Source organism: Streptomyces huasconensis (assembly GCF_021028635.1).
Classification (GTDB): domain Bacteria; phylum Actinomycetota; class Actinomycetes; order Streptomycetales; family Streptomycetaceae; genus Streptomyces; species Streptomyces huasconensis.
In genome coordinates, this window is sequence record NZ_CP086119.1 from 1,362,468 (window position 1) to 1,380,241 (window position 17,774).

Sequence of the window (17,774 nt, forward strand, 5' to 3'; positions counted from 1 at the left end):
TTCGCCACGGTCGTCGACCCTACAGAGGGCCCGCGCCGCGTCCTTCCGGCGGGATGCGCCTGCCGCGCCAGAGCGAGACCGCCGCCGCGAGCAGGACGACGCCGAGGCCGCCCGCCGCCGGGCCGATCCAGCCCGCGGGGCCGTCGTCGCCCCGGCGTGCGTCGGGGCCCCGGCCGAAGTACTTCTCGCCGTACGCCGCCGCCGCGGGCTCGGCCTTCTTCAGCCGGCCGGCGCGGTCGAGGGCGGCGGCCGGGTCGATGAGGCCGAAGCCGCGGGAGTCGTCGCGTCCACCGGGCGGGGCGTCGCGGGCGGTGTCCTCCAGGAGCTGCTTGATCTGCGCGGGGGTGAGGCGGGGGTGGGCGGCGCGGATCAGGGCGACGGCGCCGGAGACGAAGGCGGACGCGGCGCTGGTGCCCCAGCCCTCGTAGTACTTGCGGTCGGGGTCGGCGATGACGATGTCGTCGCCTGGCGCGGCGACGGTGGCGTACCAGCGGCGGGTGGAGAAGGAGGCCCGGGCGCCGTTCTCGTCGACCGCTGTCGCGGCGATCACGCCGGGATAGGCGGCCGGGTAGGAGATGTGGTCGCCGCGCTCGCCGCCGTTGCCCGCGGAGGCGACGACGGCGACGCCCTTCTTCAGGGCGTACTGGACGGCGGCGTCCTCGGCGGGTTCGGGGTGGGCGGACTTGGAGTCGTCGCCGAGGGAGAGGTTGATGACGTCCGCGCCGTGGTCGGCGGCCCAGCGGATGCCTTCGGCGAGCGCGTTGCCGCGGGTGTCGCGGGCCTTCTTGCGGGCGGGGTCGCCGTCTTCGAGGATCACGCGGACCGGCAGGATCTTCGCCTCGGGTGCTATGCCGAGCACGCCGTCGCCGCGGCCGACGCCGTGTCCGTGGCCCGCGATGATGCCGGCCATGGCGGTGCCGTGGCGGGCCCAGGGGCGGTCGCCGCGGCGGGCGCCGAAGCCGACCATGTCCTTGCCTGCGAGGACGTTGCCCACGAGGTCCGGGTGCCGGCCGTCGACGCCGGTGTCCAGGACGGCGACGGTGATGCCCGCGCCCCTGGTGGCCTGCCAGGCCTCGCCGGTGCGCATGGTGTCCAGGGCCCACTGCTGGGCGCGGATGCCGTCGTCGGCGTGTGCCGTGGTGGCGGGGGCGAGGGCCAGCGCGGCGGCGAGCGCGGCGGCGACGAGGGGCCGGCGGGTCCTCGCCATCACGTCTCTTCCGCTCGGGCGATGTTCTTGCGCAGGCCTCGCTCGACGCGGTCGGCGATGCCCTTCGCCTCGTGGCCGAGGCCCGCCTGTGCGGGCGCGGCGGCGGTGTTGCCGCTCATCGCGTCGGTGGCGGACCGGGGGTCCGTGACCGTGCGGCCGTCGGCGAACCCGGACACGGCGTACGCGACGACGGGCGCGTCCGGCAGCACGGACACGGTCCAGGAGGCGCGCTGGGCGTCCCCGAAGCCCTCCGCGACGGTGCCCTTGGCCGGGTATGTCCGGGGCATCAGGTCGGAGCGCTGCTCCAGGCCCTCTTCCGTGAAACGGTTCCGCAGGGCCCGCATGCCGTCGGCGTCCGCCTTGGTGAACAGCAGGCCGACGGTGGTGACATGGCTGCGGGTCGCGTCGGTGTACGTGGCGCGCAGCAGCCGCAGGCAGCCGGCGGGCGCGAGGGCCTTCCTCAGCAGCGGGTCGAAGGCGGCCTCGCAGGTGCTGTCCGGGGCGACGGCGACCCGGCTCCAGGAGCGGTCGGCGCCGCCGGGGCCCGCGCCCTCGCCCTTGAGGGTGGGCGGGAAGAGCCGGTCGACGGGGAGGCTGTGCCAGAGCCGGCCCGTGGCCGCGTACGCGCTGCGGGTGGACCCGGTGGCCGAGGACTCGCCGGTCAGCCAACTGCCGGTCACGGCGCCGCCGATGAGGCCGAGCCCGAGGACGGCGCAGGCCGCGGCGGCGACCGCGCGGCGGCGGACCCGGGCGCCGAGGGGGCGCGGCCGGGGGGCGGTGTCGTCGTCCAGGGCGGGCCGCGCGAGGAAGACGAAGGGCCGCCCGGCGCCGGGCCTCGGCGGCGCGTCGTGGGCGGCGGTGTCCTCGGCCACCGGGCCCGGGGGCGGCGGATCGGCGGGCTGGGGGGCCGTTACGGGTACGGCCGTTCCCTCATCGGCGGTCCGCCCCGGCAGGTCGTCCACGTCGAGGACGCGGAGGGTGCCCGTGGCCGCGGGCGGGGTGTCGGGGAGCCGGGCAGAGGCGGGTGGGGGCGGTGGGGCATCGCTGTCCCTGGCGGAGCCGGGGGGCGCGGCGCTGAAGGGGTCCGTGCACTCTCCGGCCGTCGCGTCCGGCGACGGCGCGACGGGACCGGCGACGCGGACGCCGGCCGGGGTGCTGCCCTCTCGTGCCGCGGACCCGTCACCGCGCCGCGGAGCTGCCGGGCCCCTGCGGCGGGCGGCTTCGTTGAACGGGGCCAGGAGGTCGGCCACGCGGGACGCCCGGTCGGGCTCCTCGGCGTCGAAGCCGGTGTCGGCCGCGTCCGTCTCGGTTCCGTCGGCGGCCTTGCGCGAGTCGGCCCTGCGCGATGCGGTGACGCCCGTACCCCGTCCCTCCGGGCGCGGCGCGGTCAGGAGCCAGTCGTCGTCGATGGGGGGGCGCACGTCGGGGAAGCGGGCGGAGGGGGGCGGAGGCGGCTCGTCCGGCGGGGTGCTGGGGCGAGGCGGCACGGTGGGACGCGGGGGAATCGGGGTGCGTCCCGCCTCCGTGCTCATGCTCCCCCGTCTCCTCGCGCTCCGGCTGCCGGAACGCTCGGCCCGGCGAGGCTCCGTGCGCGTCACTCTACGGGCAGACGCAGGCCGTGCGGGAACTCGGTCCACGGCCCCGGGCGATCTGCCCGGATCATCCCTCTACCCTCGGGTAACCGTGTCTGGCAGGCTTCGGCCATGACTGCCCGTGCCGCGGACCGTGCCGCAGACAGGGCCCGTTACGACCGGGCCACCGCCCACCTCGACGCGCCTCTCGCCCTCGTCGATCTGGCGGCTTTCGACGCCAACGCCGACGACCTCGTACGCCGGGCCGGCGGCAAGCCGATCCGCGTCGCCAGCAAGTCCGTGCGCTGTCGGGCCCTGCTGGAGCGGGTCCTGGCCCGCGAGGGCTTCGCCGGGATCATGTCCTTCACGCTCGCCGAGTCGCTGTGGCTCGCCCGCTCCGGCTTCGACGACGTCCTGCTCGCCTATCCTTCGGCCGACCGCGCCGGCTTCGCCGAACTGACCGCCGATCCCCGGCTCGCGGCGGCCGTGACCGTGATGGTCGACGACCCGGCGCAGCTGCGGCTGATCGACGAGGCCAGGGCCGGCGGGGCCGAAGAGGTGCGGGTCTGCCTGGAGTTGGACACCTCCTTCCGGCCGCTGGGCGGCAAGGTGCGGATCGGCGCGCTGCGCTCGCCCCTGCACTCCCCCGCGCAGGTGGCCGCCCTCGCCCGGGCGATCACCCGGCGGCCCGGTTTCCGTCTCGTGGGCGTCATGGCGTACGAAGGCCATGTCGCGGGGGTGGGCGACGCGGTGGAGGGGCACGCGGCGCGCTCGCGGGCGATCCGGCTGATGCAGGCCGCGGCCCGCAAGGAGCTGGCGGAGCGCCGGGCGCGGGCCGTCGACGCCGTGCGGGCGGTCGCGCCGGACCTGGAGTTCGTGAACGGCGGCGGGACGGGCAGTGTGCAGCACACCACGGCCGAGCGCGCGGTGACGGAGATCGCCGCCGGGTCGGGGCTGTTCGTGCCGCGGCTCTTCGACCACTACACGTCGTTCAGCGGGCGTCCGGCGGCGGTGTTCGCGCAGCCCGTGGTGCGCAGGCCGGGCCCGGGCACGGTGACGGTGCTGGGCGGCGGCTATCCCGCGTCGGGGGTCGCGGGCCCGGACCGCTCACCGGTGCCGTATCTCCCGGAAGGGCTGCGGTACGACCCGCAGGAGGGCGCGGGCGAGGTGCAGACGCCGCTGCACGGGCTCGCGGCGGACGATCTGCGGATCGGCGACAAGGTGTGGTTCCGGCACGCGAAGGCCGGGGAGCTGTGTGAGCGGTTCGACGCGCTGCTGCTGGTGGAGGGCGACCGGGTGACGGGGAGCGTGCCGACGTACCGGGGCGAGGGCCGCACCTTCCTGTGACCCCGCCCGCCTCTTACGAGTCCGGTCCTACGAGTCCGGCGTCGCGCCGACGTCCTCGCCGACGCCGCCGCCCGTCGCGCCGTCCCCGACCGACCGGATGCCCTTGACGATGCGGTCCATGTCGCTGAGGGGCGGCGCGGCCTCGGCGATGTCGATGGAGAGGCGGACGATGACCATCGGTTCGGAGCCGATGCTGGACTTGAAGGCGACCGACTGCACATACCCTCCGGCGCCCTTGCCGGTCCTCACCTTCCAGCGGACGTAGTAGCCGCTGCGGCCCGCGACGGCGACCGTGCCTTCCTTGACCTTCGTGTGTCCGCTCACGCCGCCGTAGTGCTCGTTGTCGAGGACGTCCTTGCCGTAGACGCTGTCGGTCGCGTCCTTGATGTCGCCTCGGGCCAGCGCCTTGGGCGACGTCTCGTCGGTGGAGGTCACCGTGTGCGAGGTGACCTCGCCGTAGCGGCAGAGGCCCGGGTCGCCCGGGCAGTCGAAGGTGTCCGGCGTCTGGAGGGTCGGCTCGTCGTTGATGACGCCCTCCGCCTTCTCCCAGCCGTCGATGACGGGGAGCGTGATGCCGTTCAGGTCGTCGACGAGGACGTTCGGGTCCGCGGTCGGCGAGGCGGACTTCGACTCCGTGGCGGTCGCGGTCGGTGTCGGGCCGGTGGGGGCCGACGGGCTCGGCGCGGGGCCGCCGGCCCGCGGGTCGCCGTCGTCCTTGCCGAGGACGACCACGCCGGTGACGATCGCCGTGACGAGGACGACTCCGGCGGCGGCGAGCGCGATGACCTTCGCCCGGCCGCCGCCGGAGGCCGCCGGCGCCATCACCGCGGTCGCCGCCGGGTCCGGTGCCGGGCCGAAGCCCTGCTGCACCGGCGCCGCCTGGGCGTGCCCGGGGGTGCGCCGGTGCTCGGTCCAGGCGGTTCCGTCCCACCAGCGCTCGACGGCGGGCTGGTTCGGGTCCGGGTACCAGCCGGGCGGAGGTGTCATGCTCATCCCGGCACTCTAGGGCGTGACCCGAACGTCAGTACACCGAGTCCCGCTGGTCGGGCACGACCGAGCCGTCGTCGCGGAGCACCGGGCCCTTGCGGCCGTCGTGTTCGTTGTACGCGGCGGTGGAGCACGGGTACGTGCCGCTCTTGCGCGGCATCGGCTCGATGAACATCGGGTTCACGACCCAGCGGCCGTCGGCGTTGTCGTACGCGCGGCACATGAACTCGCTCTTGTTGCGGTTCAGCACGAGGTGCGCGCCGGTGGCGTCGCCGACGAACGTCACGTCGGTGTCGGCGTCACCGCTCCCGAGCGCGATGCGGTGGTCCCAGTCCTGCTTCTCCCAGGCCGACTTGCCCTTGACCTTGAAGATCTCCTGGTTGATGAAGCAGCGCTTGCCGTCGATGTACGGGATGGCCTCGCCTTTGTTGACGGGCACATCGCCGCAGCCCTGGTTCCAGGTGGTGATACGGCCCTCGCGGTCCAGGACGGAGCGGATGGCGATGGTGTGCGCGCGGTCGATGCCGACGCTCCTGGACCACACCTCGGCGACCGGCTCGGAGCCCGCCGAGACGATGTAGACGTCGAAGCCGGCCTTCTTCAGGGTGCGGATCAGGTCGCGCTGCTGGTCGTAGTAGCGGACGTAGCCGGGGAGTTCGTGGGTGCCGACGGTCTGGGTGGCGCCGATCGGGGCGGCGAGCGCCTCCTTGCGGGCCTTCGCGGCGTACGACTCCAGTTCGGGGACGGTGTGCCCGGCGAAGAGCTGCGGCACCCAGGCGTACTGCGGGACGGTGTGGCGGTGGTCCCACTCGCCCGCGAAGGCGGCGGCGCCGCTCATGGTCTTCCCGTCCTCGCGGATCTCGAAGATCTCGTCCGCGCAGGCGGTGTTCTTGGAGGTCGGCAGGGGATTGCCGACGGGGACGTCGGTGCCGCAGGCCTCGGTGAGGGCGCGGTCCGCCGCGTCCGTCATCCACTTGCTGGTGGACTTCCAGCTCTTGGGGCGGAGGATCTTGTCGTGCCGCAGGGACCAGGCGATGGTCGCGTCGGTGACGTCGTTCTTGGCGACGGTGTTGTCCCAGTCGAAGGCGGCGACGGGACGCTTCTGGCCGTGTCCGAGGCGGGGGTTCGAGCAGCGGCCGCGCTCGTCGATCATGCGCTGGAGCCTGGCGCGGTTGTCGCCGTGCCAGGTGAGCTTCTTCGACAGCTGGGGACAATGCGCGCTGTGGGCACGGGAGTTCGCGGGCGTGGCGGCGACCGCGGGGAGAGCTGCCGGCACGGCTGCCAGGGTGGCGGCCGCGGCCAGGGTCAGCGCCAAGATGTTTCTGTTACGCATGTGAGTGGACCGTACATTCTTTCTGCGGGTCTGACGATGCCTGCCGGGGATCAGGGATTCCGCGTGGCCGCGTGGACCGTGTCCCGCTGGTCGGGGATCACGGAGCCGTCGGTGCGGCGCACCGGGCCCGCGTCGCCGTTCCGTTCGGTGTAGCCGGTGGTGGCGCACGGGTACGGGTCGGTCTTCGCGCCCTTGGGCTCGATGAACATGGGGTTGATCAGCCAGCGGCGGTCGGCGTTGTCGTAGGCGCGGCACATCAGTTCGTTCTTGTTGCGGTTCAGGACGAGCCGCAGGACGGTGGCGTCGCGCAGGAAGGAGATGTCGGTGTCGGAGTCGCCCGCGGCGAACACCTGCCGCTTCGCCGCCGGTCGCACCTTCTCGGCGGCGGCGCCGCGCATCCCGTAGATCTCCTGGTTGATCCAGCAGCGCTTGCCGTCGATGTACGTGATCATCGAGTCGTCGCCGTCCCGCACGGTGCCGCAGCCCTTGAGGTGGGCGGTGTGGCGGCCGTGCGCGGTGACGTTGCGGATGCCGAGGGTGTGCCGGGCGTCGACGCCGACGCTCCGGGACCAGACCTCGGCGACCGGCTCGGGGGACGCGGAGACGACGTACACGTCGAAGCCGGCCTTCTTCAGGGTGCGGATCAGGTCGCGCTGCTGGTCGTAGTAGCGGACCCAGCCGGTGGCCCGGCCGGTGCCGACGCGCTGCCGCGTGCCGATGGGCGCGGCGAGGTTCTCCGCGCGGGCTGCGGCGGCGAACCTCTTGACCTGGGGGGTGGACCAGCCGCGGGTGAGTTGCGCGAGCCAGGCGTACTGCGGCTCCATGCGGCGGTGGTCGAACCCGGCGAAGGCGGCCTTGCCGGTGGTCGTGGTGCCCTCGCCGTAGACGGAGTGGATCTCGTCCGCGCAGGCGGCGCCCCGGGCGGTGTTCCGGTGGGTGGGCAGCGTGGTGCCGGTGGCCGGGCAGGCCGTGGTCAGGGCCTTCGCCGCCGGGTCGGTCAGATAGCGGCTGGTGGTGTGCCAGTCGCCGCCCTGGGGCGTCCGTATCTTGCCGTGGCGCAGCAGCCAGAACATGGTGGCGTCGCCGACGTCGTTCTTGATGACGGTGTTGTCCCAGTCGAAGACGGCGACGGGCTTGGCGCCGCCCTTGCGCTGCCCGTCGCCGCAGTGGCCGTACGTGTCGATCAGGTGCTGGAGCCGCGCCTTGTTCTCGCCGTACCAGCCGCGCGAGACGGTGAGGTCGGGGCAGGCCGCGGCGGGCCGCGCCCGGGGTTCGGGCTGGGTGGCTTCGGCGGTGGCCTGGACGGCGGCGAGGCCGGCGGAGGCGACGGCGAGTACGGCTGCGGCCGCGACGGCGCGGCGCTTGAAGTTCACGAACACACTCCCGTGTCTACGCAGGCCGGCCGGGCACCGTGCGACGCCCGGCCGGCCTGGGGGTAGCTGCTGGGTGAACAGCCCGGAGCCGGGCCTACACCGGGGTGACGTACGCCCCGGAGATGCCGCCGTCGACGAGGAAGTCCGTGGCGTTCACGAACGAGGAGTCGTCGCTGGCGAGGAACGCCACGGCGGCGGCCATCTCGTCGGCCTCGGCGAAGCGGCCCACGGGGATGTGCACGAGGCGGCGGGCGGCGCGCTCGGGGTCCTTGGCGAAGAGTTCCTGGAGGAGCGGGGTGTTGACCGGGCCGGGGCAGAGCGCGTTGACGCGGATGCCCTCGCGGGCGAACTGGACGCCCAGCTCGCGGGACATGGCGAGGACGCCGCCCTTGGACGCGGTGTAGGAGATCTGCGAGGTCGCCGCGCCCATCCGCGCCACGAACGAGGCGGTGTTGATGATCGAGCCCTTGCCCTGGCGCCGCATGTAGGGGATGGCGGCCTTGCAGCAGAGGTAGACGGAGGTCAGGTTGGCCTCCTGGACGCGCTTCCAGGCCTCCAGGCCGGTGTCCAGGATGGAGTCGTCGTCGGGCGGCGCGATGCCCGCGTTGTTGAAGGCGATGTCGACGGAGCCGTAGGTGTCGAAGGCCACCCTGAAGAGCGCCTCGACCTCCTCGGCGTCGGTCACGTCGACCTTCACGAAGGTCCCGCCGACCTCCTCGGCGGCTTCCTTGCCCGCCCGCTCGTCGATGTCGCCGCAGACGACGTGGGCGCCCTCGGAGGCGAGGCGGCGCGCGGTGGCGAGGCCGATGCCGCTGCCGGCGCCGGTGACGACGGCGGTGCGGCCGACGAGGCGGCGGCAGATGTTCTGCTCAGTCACTGTGCGGGACCTTCCGTGCTGATGAAGACGTTCTTGGTTTCCGTGAAGGCGTGGAGGGCGTCCGGGCCGAGTTCGCGGCCGAGCCCAGACTGTTTGTAGCCGCCGAAGGGGGTCCAGTAGCGGACGCTGGAGTGCGAGTTGACGGAGAGGTTCCCGGCCTTGACGGCCTGGGAGACGCGCAGGGCGCGGCCCACGTCCCGGGTCCAGACGGAGCCGGACAGGCCGTACTCGGTGGCGTTGGCGAGCCGGACCGCGTCGGCCTCGTCCTCGAAGGGGATGACGACGGCGACGGGTCCGAAGACCTCCTCGGCGGCCACCGGGGCGTCCGGGGCGACGTCGGTGAGCAGCGTCGGCGGGAACCAGAAGCCGGGGCCCTCGGGGGCCGTGCCGTGGATGCCGTCGCCGGGGGTGACGTAGGAGCGGACGCGGTCCAGCTGGGCCCGGGAGATCAGGGGGCCCATCCGGGTCTTCTCGTCGGCCGGGTCGCCCACCACGATCGACTCGATCGCGGGCGCCACGATCTCCAGGAAGCGGTCGTACACCGAACGCTGGACGAGGACGCGGGTGCGGGCGCAGCAGTCCTGGCCGGAGTTGTCGAGGTACGACATGGGGGTGGCGAGGGCGGCGGCCTCCACATCGGCGTCGGCGAAGACGATGTTGGGGCTCTTGCCGCCGAGTTCGAGGGTGAGCCGCTTCACCCGGTCGGCGCACTTGGCCATGATCTGCTTGCCGACGCGGGTGGAGCCGGTGAACACGATCTTGGCGACGCCGGGGTGCTCGACCAGCGCGTCGCCCGCGACGGCGCCCTCGCCGGGCAGGACCTGGAAGAGGCCTTCGGGCAGCCCCGCCGCCAGGGCGAGTTCGGCGAGGCGCAGCGCGGTGAGCGGCGTCGTCTCGGCCGGCTTGAGGATCACCGCGTTGCCCGCGGCGAGGGCGGGCGCCGTGCCCCAGGCGGCGATCGGCATCGGGAAGTTCCAGGGGGCGATGACGCCGACGACCCCGAGGGGCTCCAGGAGGGTGACGTTCAGGCCGCCGGGTACGGGGATCTGCCGGCCGCTCAGCCGTTCGACTCCCCCGGCGGAGAAGTCGAGCAGGTCGCGGACGTTGCCCGCCTCCCAGCGGGCGTTGCCGATGAGATGACCGGCCTCGCGCACCTCCAGCCGCGCCAGCTCTTCGAGATGGTCGTCGACCTGGGCGGCGAAGCGGCGCAGCAGGCGGGCCCGGTCGGCGGGGGCGGTGGCCGCCCACTGTTCCTGGGCGCGCGCGGCGCGGGTGACGGCGGCGTCGACGTCCTGCGCGGTGGCGGCGGGGACGGTCGCGACGACCTCTTCCGTCGCCGGGTTCAGTACGTCGAGTTTCGATGCGCCGGGTTTCGATGCGTCGCGCTGCGATGCGTCGAGTGGTGATGCGTCAAGCAAGGGTGCCTCACATGCGTTCGAAGGAGCGGCGGAGCTCCCAGTCGGTCACCGCGGAGTCGAAGGCTGCCAGCTCGACCCGCGCCATGTTGCGGTAGTGCGCGACCACCTCGTCACCGAAGGCGGCCTTGGCGATGGCGCTGTTCTCCCACAGCTCGGCGGCCTCTCGCAGGGTGGTGGGAACGTGTTCGTAGTCGCCGGTGTAGGCGTTGCCGGTGCACTCCTCCGGCAGTTCGAGCTGCTGCTCTATGCCGTACAGACCGGCGGCAACCAGGCCCGCGACGGCGAGGTACGGGTTCACGTCGCCGCCCGGCAGCCGGTTCTCGAAGCGCAGCGAACGGCCGTGGCCGACGACGCGCAGGGCGCAGGTGCGGTTGTCGTAGCCCCAGGCGGCGGCGGTCGGCGCGAAGGAGCCGGGGACGAACCGCTTGTAGGAGTTGATGTGGGGCGCGTAGAGGAGGGAGAACTCGCGCAGCGCGGCGAGCTGTCCGGCGAGGAAGTGCCGCATGACGGGCGACATGCCGCCGGGGTCGTCCTGGGAGCCCCGCATGGCGTTGTCGCCGTCGGCGTCCTGGAGCGAGAGGTGGATGTGGCAGGAGTTGCCCTCGCGCTCGTTGAATTTGGCCATGAAGGTGAGCGAGACGCCTTCCTGGGCCGCGATCTCCTTGGCGCCGGTCTTGTAGATGGCGTGCTGGTCGCAGGTGACGAGGGCCTCGTCGTAGCGGAACACGATCTCGTGCTGGCCGGGGTTGCACTCGCCCTTGGCGGACTCCACGACGAGCCCGGCGGCCGTCATGTCGTTGCGGATGCGGCGCAGGAGCGGCTCGATGCGGCCGGTGCCGAGGACGGAGTAGTCGATGTTGTACTGGTTGGCCGGGGTGAGGTCCTTGTACCCGGCGTCCCAGGCCTGCTCGTAGGTGTCCTTGAAGACGATGAACTCCAGCTCGGTGCCGACGTGGGCGGTGTAGCCCAGCTCGGCGAGGCGCTCCAGCTGGCGGCGGAGGATCTGCCGGGGGGCGGCGACCACGGGTGAGCCGTCGCTCCAGGCGAGGTCGGCGATCAGCATCGCGGTGCCGTCGTTCCAGGGGACGCGGCGCAGGGTGGTGAGGTCGGCGTGCATGGCGAAGTCGCCGTAGCCGCGGTCCCAGGAGGACATCTCGTATCCGTCGACGGTGTTCATCTCCGGGTCGACGGCGAGGAGGTAGTTGCAGCCCTCCGTGCCGTGTTCGAGGACCTCGTCGAGGAAGAAGCGGGCGGCGAACCGCTTGCCCTGGAGCCGCCCCTGCATATCGGGGAAGGCCAGGACGACAGTGTCGATCTCGCCGCTCGCGACCAGAGCCGTCAGCTCCTGGACGGTGAGCGGGGGTGTGCGGTCTGCCACGGGAAATGCCTCCTTGGGTCAGCCGGGAGCCATAAGGTATTGCGGAGAACCTTTGCTTGGGAAGGGGGTACGGACATGTCGCACTCGGAAGAGCCATCGGAAGACCACACGGAAGAGCACACGCGAGAGCACCCAGAAGAGGGCGGACCGCCCGCGACACAGGGCGACGACCGGCTGACTCCGGTGCTGCGCCCGGTGCGGGCGGGCAACGGCTTCGAGGAGGCCCTGGAGCAGATCCTCCAGGTGGTCCGCCTCGGTCTGGTGCCGGGCGGCGAACGCCTGCCGTCGGAGCGGGAGCTGGCCGACCGCCTCGGCATCAGCCGGGTCACGCTGCGCGAGGTCCTGAAGGTGCTGACCAGCCAGGGCCTGGTCGAGTCGCGTCGCGGACGGTACGGCGGTACGTTCGTGCGCCCGCGCCCCGAGGCGCCGGGCAAGGACGAGCTGCGGCGCCGCATCAAGGACGTCGACGTGGAGGACGCGCTGCGCTTCCGCGAGGTTCTGGAGGTGGGCGCGGCCGGACTCTGCGCGGCGCACGGCCTCACCGACGAGCAGGCGGACCGGCTGCGCGCGGCGCTCGCGCAGACCCATGACGCGCCCCTGTCGGAGTACCGCCGCGTGGACACGCTGCTGCATCTCACCCTCGCCGAGCTGTGCGGCTCGCCGACGCTGACCGCGCAGTACGCGGCGGTCCGCGCGACCGTCAACGACCTCCTGGACTGCATCCCGCTGCTCGTACGCAACCTGGAACACTCGCAGCGCCAGCACACCGCGCTCGTCGAGGCGGTGCTGGACGGGGACGCGGACGGGGCGCGGGAGATGATGCGGGAGCACTGCGCGGGGACGGCGGCGCTGCTGCGGGGTTTCTTGACGTGAGGGCGCGAGGGACGCGAGGGACCTGGGGGACGTGAGGGGTGTGAGGGGTGATTAACCGCGGTGTAACGCAGGGGTCTTGATTTCTCACCCCCGGCCCGGCAAAGGTATGGATTCGTTCCATTGAGTCACCCTGCCGCCAAGCCGACCGCAGTGCCGCCGCCGCATAGGAGCCGTGCCATGACCGTGGAGTCCAGCAGTCCGAGCCCCGCCGAACCGGCGGACGACCCCGCGGACGACTACCTGGAGCGCAGGACGCTCCGCCGGGGCAGCGCGGGCTGGCTGCTCCTGACCGGCCTCGGCGTCGCGTACGTCGTCTCCGGCGACTACTCGGGGTGGAACTTCGGCCTGGCGGAGGGCGGCTTCGGCGGCCTCGCCATCGCGATGGTCCTCATGGGCGTGATGTACACGTGCATGGTCTTCTCGCTCGCCGAGCTGTCGTCCGTCCTGCCGACGGCGGGCGGCGGCTACGGCTTCGCGCGCCGGGCGCTCGGCCCGTGGGGCGGCTTCCTCACCGGAACCGCAATCCTCATCGAGTACGTCCTCGCGCCCGCTGCGATCTCCATCTTCATCGGGGACTACGTCGAGTCGCTCGGCCTGTTCGGCCTCACCTCGGGCTGGCCGGTCTACCTCGCCTGCTTCGTCCTCTTCATCGGCATCCACCTGTGGGGCGTCGGCGAGGCGCTGCGCTTCAGCTTCGTGGTGACCGGCATCGCGGTGGCGGCGCTGCTGGTCTTCGCGGTCGGCGCGTTCCTGGACTTCGACGCCTCGAAGCTGAACGACATCCCCGTGGAGGCGGACGCGTTCGGCGCCAACTCCTGGCTGCCGATGGGGCTGTTGGGCATCTGGGCGGCGTTCCCGTTCGGCATGTGGTTCTTCCTCGGCGTCGAGGGCGTGCCGCTGGCGGCCGAGGAGACCAAGGACCCGGCGCGCACGCTGCCGCGGGCCATCCGCTGGTCGATGGCCATCCTCGTGGTGCTCGCGCTCCTCACCTTCTTCGCCTCGGCGGGCGCGCGCGGCGCGAACGCGCTCCAGGAGGCGGGCAACCCGCTGGTGGAGGCGCTGCAACCGGACGGCGAGGCGACGGCGCTCAGCCGCGTCGTCAACTACGCGGGGCTGGCCGGCCTGGTGGCCTCCTTCTTCTCGCTCATCTACGCGGGCTCGCGCCAGCTCTTCGCGCTCTCCCGCGCCGGGTACCTCCCCCGCTTCCTCTCCCTCACCAGCAGCCGCAAGGCCCCCTACCTCGGTCTGCTCGTGCCCGGCGCGATCGGCTTCGGACTCGCCGCGGCGACCGGGGACGGGGCGCGCATGCTGAACGTCGCGGTGTTCGGCGCCACCATCTCGTACGCCCTGATGTCGCTCTCACACATCGTGCTGCGCCGCCGCGAGCCGGGCCTGGAGCGGCCGTACCGCACCCCGGGCGGCGTCCTCACCTCGTCGGTCGCGCTGGTCCTCGCCTGTGCGGCGCTGGTCGCGACGTTCCTGGTGGACGTGACGGCGGCGCTGATCGCGCTCACGGTGTACGTGGTGGCCATCGCGTACTTCGGGATGTACAGCCGCAAGCACCTCGTGGCGCGCGCGCCGGAGGAGGAGTTCGCGGCGCTGGCGGCCGCCGAGGCAGAGTTGGCCCGCGACTGACCACCATGGCAAGGAGAACGGTGAAGGAGAACGCAGTGAGCGGCAGGCCGCTGATCGGCGTCAGCACCTACCTGGAGGAGAAGGCGACCTGGCGGGTGTGGGAGCTGCCCTCGGTCCTGCTGCCGGCCGGGTATCCGCGCCTGGTGCAGCGGGCGGGCGGCATCGCCACGCTGCTGCCGCCGGACGATCCCGCGTACGCGGCGTCCGTCGTCGCCCGTCTCGACGGCGTGGTCATCTCGGGCGGGCCCGACGTCGAGCCCGTGCGGTACGGCGCGGAGCGCGAGGAGCACACGGGGCCGCCGGCGCGGGAGCGCGATGCCTGGGAACTCGCCCTGATCAAGGCCGCGTTGGAGGCCGGGAAGCCTCTGCTCGGCATCTGCCGGGGCATGCAGCTGCTGAACGTGGCACTCGGCGGCACGCTGGTGCAGCACATGGACGGGCACACCGTGGCGCCGGGCGTCTTCGGCGCCCACGCGGTGAAGCCGGTGCCGGGCACGCTGTACGAGTCGATCGTGCCGGACGCCTCCACCGATGTGCCGACCTACCACCACCAGGCCGTGGACCGCCTCGGCGAGGGCCTCACGGTATCGGCGTACGCGGCGGACGGCACCCCCGAGGCCATCGAACTCCCGCCCCCGTCCTGGGCGTTGGGCGTGCAGTGGCACCCGGAGATGGGCACGGACACCCGCGTCATGGCCGCGCTGGTCCGAGCCGCCTCCTGAGCCGGTCGACGACGGCCGCGCCCTGGAAGGCCCGCAGGGTCGGCAGCACCACCGGGGCGGTGGTTCCGCTGGAGCGGGGACCCTTCAGGGCCCGGCCCTGCTGAGCAGGGGCTCCGCCGAGCCATGCCTCTGCCGCGCGCGTCAGGCCGTCCCCTGCCCCTTCCCGCCCCGCGTCAGCGTCAGCAGGTCCCGGCCGGGCCCGGCCGGGCGGTGGCCGGTCGGCCAGACCGCCCGCAGCTCCCGGCGCAGGCGGACGTCCTTCAGGGGGATCTCCACCAGGCGCCGCGCGGCCAGCTCCTCCCCCACCGCGAGTTCGCTCAGGACCGAGGGGCCCGCCCCACTGACGGCCGACGCCTTGACCGCCGTCGTGGACGACAGTTCGATCAGCGGGCGGGCGAGGCCGCCGAGTGCCGCGTCGAGGACCTGCCGGGTGCCCGACCCCTCCTCGCGCAGGATCAGCGGCGTCGCGGCCAGTTCCTCGGCGGCCAGCGGTTTCCCGCGCCGCGCCCAGGGGTGCCCCGGCGCCGTCACGACGACCAGGCGGTCATGGGCGATGACCACGCCGTCGAGGCCGCCGGGCACGGTGAGCCCCTCAACGAAGCCGAGGTCGGCCTCCCCGGCGAGCAGCCGGGCCGCCACCGCCGCGGAGTTGCCGGCCAGCAGCGAGACCGCCGTGTCCGGCCGCTGGGTTCGCAGGGCGATCAGCCAGCCCGGCAGCAGGTATTCGGCGATCGTCATGCTCGCCGCGACCCGCAGCCGCGAGTCCCGCCGGTCACGCAGCGCCTGCGCCCCGGCGTCGAAGGCCTCCGCCGCCTCCACGATCCGCCCGGCCCAGTCGGTGACGAGCGCCCCGGCGTCCGTGAGCCGCGAGCCGCGCGGTGACCGGTCGACGAGCGCGACGCCGAGCTGCCGCTCCATGGCACGGACCCTGCTGCTCGCCGCGGGCTGGGTGATGCCCAGCTCCCGCGCGGCCCGCCCGAGGCTGCCGAGCCGGGCCACGGCCAGCAGCAGCTGGAGCGCCCCGAGGTCGGGCACCCGGTGCGCGAGCGGCGGCACCGGCCCCGACGCCTCCGCCGGCGCGGACGAGGGAACGGGAGAGGGAGCGGGCGCGGAGAAAGCGGGCTGGCTCATAAAGGCAGCTTATGCCCCCATAGGTCAATACTCCCTGGTGGCCGCCCCGCCCCCGTAAGACCGTGGACGCATGGTCACCGCCGTCCGCCCCGCCCCTCCGGCCCCCGCCACCGCCGCCCTCCGCCTCCGTCCCCGCCTCCCGGCGGTCCGCCACCTCGGGCCGAACTGGTACGCGTCCGTCATGGGCACCGCCGTCGTCGCCAGCGCCGGTGCCACACTCCCGTACTCGTTCCCGGGGCTGCGCACGGTTTGCGCCGCCGTCTGGGCGCTCTCCCTCCTGATGCTCGCCGTGCTGCTCACCGCCCGCGCCGCGCACTGGCTCCACCACCGCGACCAGGCCCGCGCGCACCTCCTCGACCCGACGATGGCGCCCTTCTACGGCTGTCTGCCGATGGCGCTACTGGCGGTCGGCGGTGGCGCGCTGACCGTCGGCAAGGACTGGATCGGCACCGGCGCCGCCGTTCCGATCGGTGCCGTGCTGTTCGGCGTCGGCACCGCGCTCGGACTCGCCGCGGCCGTCGCCGTCCCGTATCTGATGGTGGTGAGGCACCGCGTGGCCGCCGACCAGGCCTCGCCCGTGTGGCTGCTGCCCGTGGTGGCCCCGATGGTTTCGGCGGCCGTCGGCCCGCTGCTCCTGCCGCACCTGCCCTCCGGCCAGGCCCAGCGGACGCTGCTGTACGCCTGCTGCGCGCTGTTCGGCCTGAGCCTGCTCGCCACGCTGCTGATGCTGCCGCTGGTCTTCGCCCGCCTGGTGACCGCGGGCCCGCTGCCCACGGCGCTCACCCCCACGCTCTTCCTGGTGCTCGGCCCGCTGGGCCAGTCCACGACGGCCGCCAACAAGTTCGCGGACGCCGCGCCCGGTGTCGTGCCCGCCCCGCTCGACCAGGGCTTCCTGATCTTCGCCGTGCTCTACGGCGTTCCCGTGCTGGGCTTCGCGCTGCTGTGGCTGGCGCTCGCGGCCGCCCTGGTGCGGCGCGCCCGGCGTGACGGCATGGGCTTCGCGATGACCTGGTGGGCGTTCACCTTCCCGGTCGGCACCTGCGTGACGGGCGCCGAGGGCCTCGGCGCCCACACGGGCCTCCCGGCCTTCGACTGGCTGGCGGCCGGCCTCTACGCCTTCCTGGTGCTCGCCTGGGCGACGGCCCTGACCCACACCGTGCGCGGCACCCTCACGGGCAGGCTGCTCGCAGCGCCGTGCCGAGCACTGCCGGGGCCTTGGTCAGCGACGGGCCGTACCAGGTGAGGTGGCGGCCGCTGACCAGCGCGACCGGCGTACCCGGTTCGAACGCCTCGGGGCCGTCGTCGCGCGTGAAGCGGTACGGCTCGTCGGGCAGCACCACCAAGTCGAGGCCGGCCGAGCGCAGCTCCTCGACGGCGACACGGGGGTAGCGCTCGGCGTGTCCGGCGTACGCGTTGTCGACGCCCAGACGCGCCAGCAGGTCCCCGGCGAACGTGTCGCGGCCGAGCACCATCCACGGCCGCCGCCAGACGGGCACCGCCGCCCGGAGCCGGGCCGCCGCGCGGGGCGGGTCGGCCCACGCGGCCCGGGCCTCGGCCAGCCAGGGCGGCGACCCCGCCCCGCACGCGGTGAGGACCCGGCTCAGCTCCTGGAAGGCCTGGTCGAGCGTCCGCACCTCGGTGACGAGGACCTCGATGCCCGCGGCCCGCAGCGCGGCCAGGTCGGGGGCGCGGTTCTCCTCCTCGTTGGCGATCACCAGGTCGGGCGCGAGGGCGATGATCCGGGGCACGTCCGGGTTCTTCGTACCGCCCACCCGCGTCACGTCGAGGTCCACCGGATGGCTGCACCAGTCGGTGGCCCCGGCCAGCGCGCCCGGCACGGTCACGGCGACCGCCTCCGTCAGCGAGGGCACCAGGGAGACGACCCGCGGCGGGGTCCGGGCCGAAGTGGCGGCGAGCGGCAC

The 17,774-nt window shown here is 73.6% G+C and carries 15 protein-coding genes; 5 read left to right on the forward strand and 10 right to left on the reverse strand.

The genetic code is table 11. The features are described from left to right. Window positions 1-19: 19 nt before the first annotated feature. Window positions 20-1,207 carry a type VII secretion-associated serine protease mycosin gene (gene mycP / locus J2N69_RS06100; protein WP_230899821.1) on the reverse strand — a complete coding sequence of 396 codons (1,188 nt, stop codon included), beginning with the start codon at window positions 1,205-1,207 and terminating at the stop codon, window positions 20-22. After that, entirely contained in the window at window positions 1,207-2,739 is a 1,533-nt protein-coding gene (locus J2N69_RS36505) for a hypothetical protein (protein ID WP_330166798.1), read from the reverse strand. The genes mycP and J2N69_RS36505 overlap by 1 nt, the downstream gene beginning before the upstream one ends. Before the next feature lie 171 nt (window positions 2,740-2,910). Between J2N69_RS36505 and J2N69_RS06110 the strand changes: the two genes are divergently transcribed. Then, window positions 2,911-4,125, forward strand: a complete 1,215-nt coding sequence (locus J2N69_RS06110) for an amino acid deaminase/aldolase (RefSeq protein ID WP_230899822.1) — start codon at window positions 2,911-2,913, stop codon at window positions 4,123-4,125. Window positions 4,126-4,152: 27 nt separating this feature from the next. Here the strand turns inward: J2N69_RS06110 and J2N69_RS06115 are convergent, their stop codons facing one another. From J2N69_RS06115 to J2N69_RS06140, 6 genes are all read right to left on the reverse strand, one after another. Then, window positions 4,153-5,118, reverse strand: coding sequence for a DUF2510 domain-containing protein (locus J2N69_RS06115; RefSeq protein WP_230899823.1), 966 nt, complete (start codon window positions 5,116-5,118; stop codon window positions 4,153-4,155). A 28-nt stretch (window positions 5,119-5,146) separates the two neighbouring features. Beyond that, the gene (locus J2N69_RS06120; RefSeq protein WP_230899824.1) at window positions 5,147-6,445 is read right to left on the reverse strand and encodes an HAD family hydrolase; all 1,299 of its coding nucleotides are present in this window, start codon (window positions 6,443-6,445) and stop codon (window positions 5,147-5,149) included. A gap of 50 nt (window positions 6,446-6,495) precedes the next feature. After that, window positions 6,496-7,818: a haloacid dehalogenase-like hydrolase gene (locus J2N69_RS06125; RefSeq protein WP_230899825.1), complete on the reverse strand. Its 1,323-nt coding sequence runs from the start codon at window positions 7,816-7,818 to the stop codon at window positions 6,496-6,498. Between the two features lie 94 nt (window positions 7,819-7,912). Beyond that, window positions 7,913-8,695 carry a 3-oxoacyl-ACP reductase gene (locus J2N69_RS06130; protein WP_230899826.1) on the reverse strand — a complete coding sequence of 261 codons (783 nt, stop codon included), beginning with the start codon at window positions 8,693-8,695 and terminating at the stop codon, window positions 7,913-7,915. Further along, the gene (locus J2N69_RS06135; RefSeq protein WP_230904601.1) at window positions 8,692-10,041 is read right to left on the reverse strand and encodes an aldehyde dehydrogenase family protein; all 1,350 of its coding nucleotides are present in this window, start codon (window positions 10,039-10,041) and stop codon (window positions 8,692-8,694) included. Before J2N69_RS06135 ends, J2N69_RS06130 begins: the two co-directional genes overlap by 4 nt. 79 nt (window positions 10,042-10,120) lie before the next feature. After that, window positions 10,121-11,491: a glutamine synthetase family protein gene (locus tag J2N69_RS06140; RefSeq protein WP_230899827.1), complete on the reverse strand. Its 1,371-nt coding sequence runs from the start codon at window positions 11,489-11,491 to the stop codon at window positions 10,121-10,123. Window positions 11,492-11,566: 75 nt separating this feature from the next. Between J2N69_RS06140 and J2N69_RS06145 the strand changes: the two genes are divergently transcribed. The 3 genes from J2N69_RS06145 (at window position 11,567) to J2N69_RS06155 (ending at window position 14,721) form a co-directional block, all read left to right on the forward strand. Then, window positions 11,567-12,364: a FadR/GntR family transcriptional regulator gene (locus tag J2N69_RS06145; protein ID WP_230899828.1), complete on the forward strand. Its 798-nt coding sequence runs from the start codon at window positions 11,567-11,569 to the stop codon at window positions 12,362-12,364. Between the two features lie 177 nt (window positions 12,365-12,541). Further along, window positions 12,542-13,999 (forward strand): ethanolamine permease, encoded by a 1,458-nt coding sequence (eat, locus tag J2N69_RS06150; RefSeq protein ID WP_230899829.1) that lies wholly within the window; start codon window positions 12,542-12,544, stop codon window positions 13,997-13,999. A 35-nt stretch (window positions 14,000-14,034) separates the two neighbouring features. Then, window positions 14,035-14,721, forward strand: coding sequence for a gamma-glutamyl-gamma-aminobutyrate hydrolase family protein (locus J2N69_RS06155; protein ID WP_230904602.1), 687 nt, complete (start codon window positions 14,035-14,037; stop codon window positions 14,719-14,721). A gap of 141 nt (window positions 14,722-14,862) precedes the next feature. On the opposite strand, the gene J2N69_RS06160 is transcribed toward J2N69_RS06155, so the two are convergent. After that, entirely contained in the window at window positions 14,863-15,852 is a 990-nt protein-coding gene (locus J2N69_RS06160; protein ID WP_408056677.1) for a LysR family transcriptional regulator, read from the reverse strand. Window positions 15,853-15,922: 70 nt separating this feature from the next. On the opposite strand from J2N69_RS06160, the gene J2N69_RS06165 reads away from it, so the two are divergent. Beyond that, window positions 15,923-17,095: a TDT family transporter gene (locus J2N69_RS06165; RefSeq protein ID WP_230899830.1), complete on the forward strand. Its 1,173-nt coding sequence runs from the start codon at window positions 15,923-15,925 to the stop codon at window positions 17,093-17,095. Here the strand turns inward: J2N69_RS06165 and J2N69_RS06170 are convergent. Next, window positions 17,022-17,774 (reverse strand): helical backbone metal receptor, encoded by a 753-nt coding sequence (locus tag J2N69_RS06170; RefSeq protein WP_230899831.1) that lies wholly within the window; start codon window positions 17,772-17,774, stop codon window positions 17,022-17,024. The two genes, J2N69_RS06165 and J2N69_RS06170, sit on opposite strands and share 74 nt — an antisense overlap.

Excerpts from the sequence above, each read along its gene's own strand:
- J2N69_RS36505 (WP_330166798.1), bottom strand. The coding sequence starts at position 2,739 with ATGAGCACGGAGGCGGGACGCACCCCGATTCCCCCGCGTCCCACCGTG.
- mycP (WP_230899821.1), bottom strand. The coding sequence starts at position 1,207 with ATGGCGAGGACCCGCCGGCCCCTCGTCGCCGCCGCGCTCGCCGCCGCG.
- J2N69_RS06145 (WP_230899828.1), top strand. The coding sequence starts at position 11,567 with ATGTCGCACTCGGAAGAGCCATCGGAAGACCACACGGAAGAGCACACG.
- J2N69_RS06160 (WP_408056677.1), bottom strand. The coding sequence starts at position 15,852 with ATGAGCCAGCCCGCTTTCTCCGCGCCCGCTCCCTCTCCCGTTCCCTCG.
- J2N69_RS06110 (WP_230899822.1), top strand. The coding sequence starts at position 2,911 with ATGACTGCCCGTGCCGCGGACCGTGCCGCAGACAGGGCCCGTTACGAC.
- eat (WP_230899829.1), top strand. The coding sequence starts at position 12,542 with ATGACCGTGGAGTCCAGCAGTCCGAGCCCCGCCGAACCGGCGGACGAC.
- J2N69_RS06165 (WP_230899830.1), top strand. The coding sequence starts at position 15,923 with ATGGTCACCGCCGTCCGCCCCGCCCCTCCGGCCCCCGCCACCGCCGCC.
- J2N69_RS06115 (WP_230899823.1), bottom strand. The coding sequence starts at position 5,118 with ATGAGCATGACACCTCCGCCCGGCTGGTACCCGGACCCGAACCAGCCC.
- J2N69_RS06120 (WP_230899824.1), bottom strand. The coding sequence starts at position 6,445 with ATGCGTAACAGAAACATCTTGGCGCTGACCCTGGCCGCGGCCGCCACC.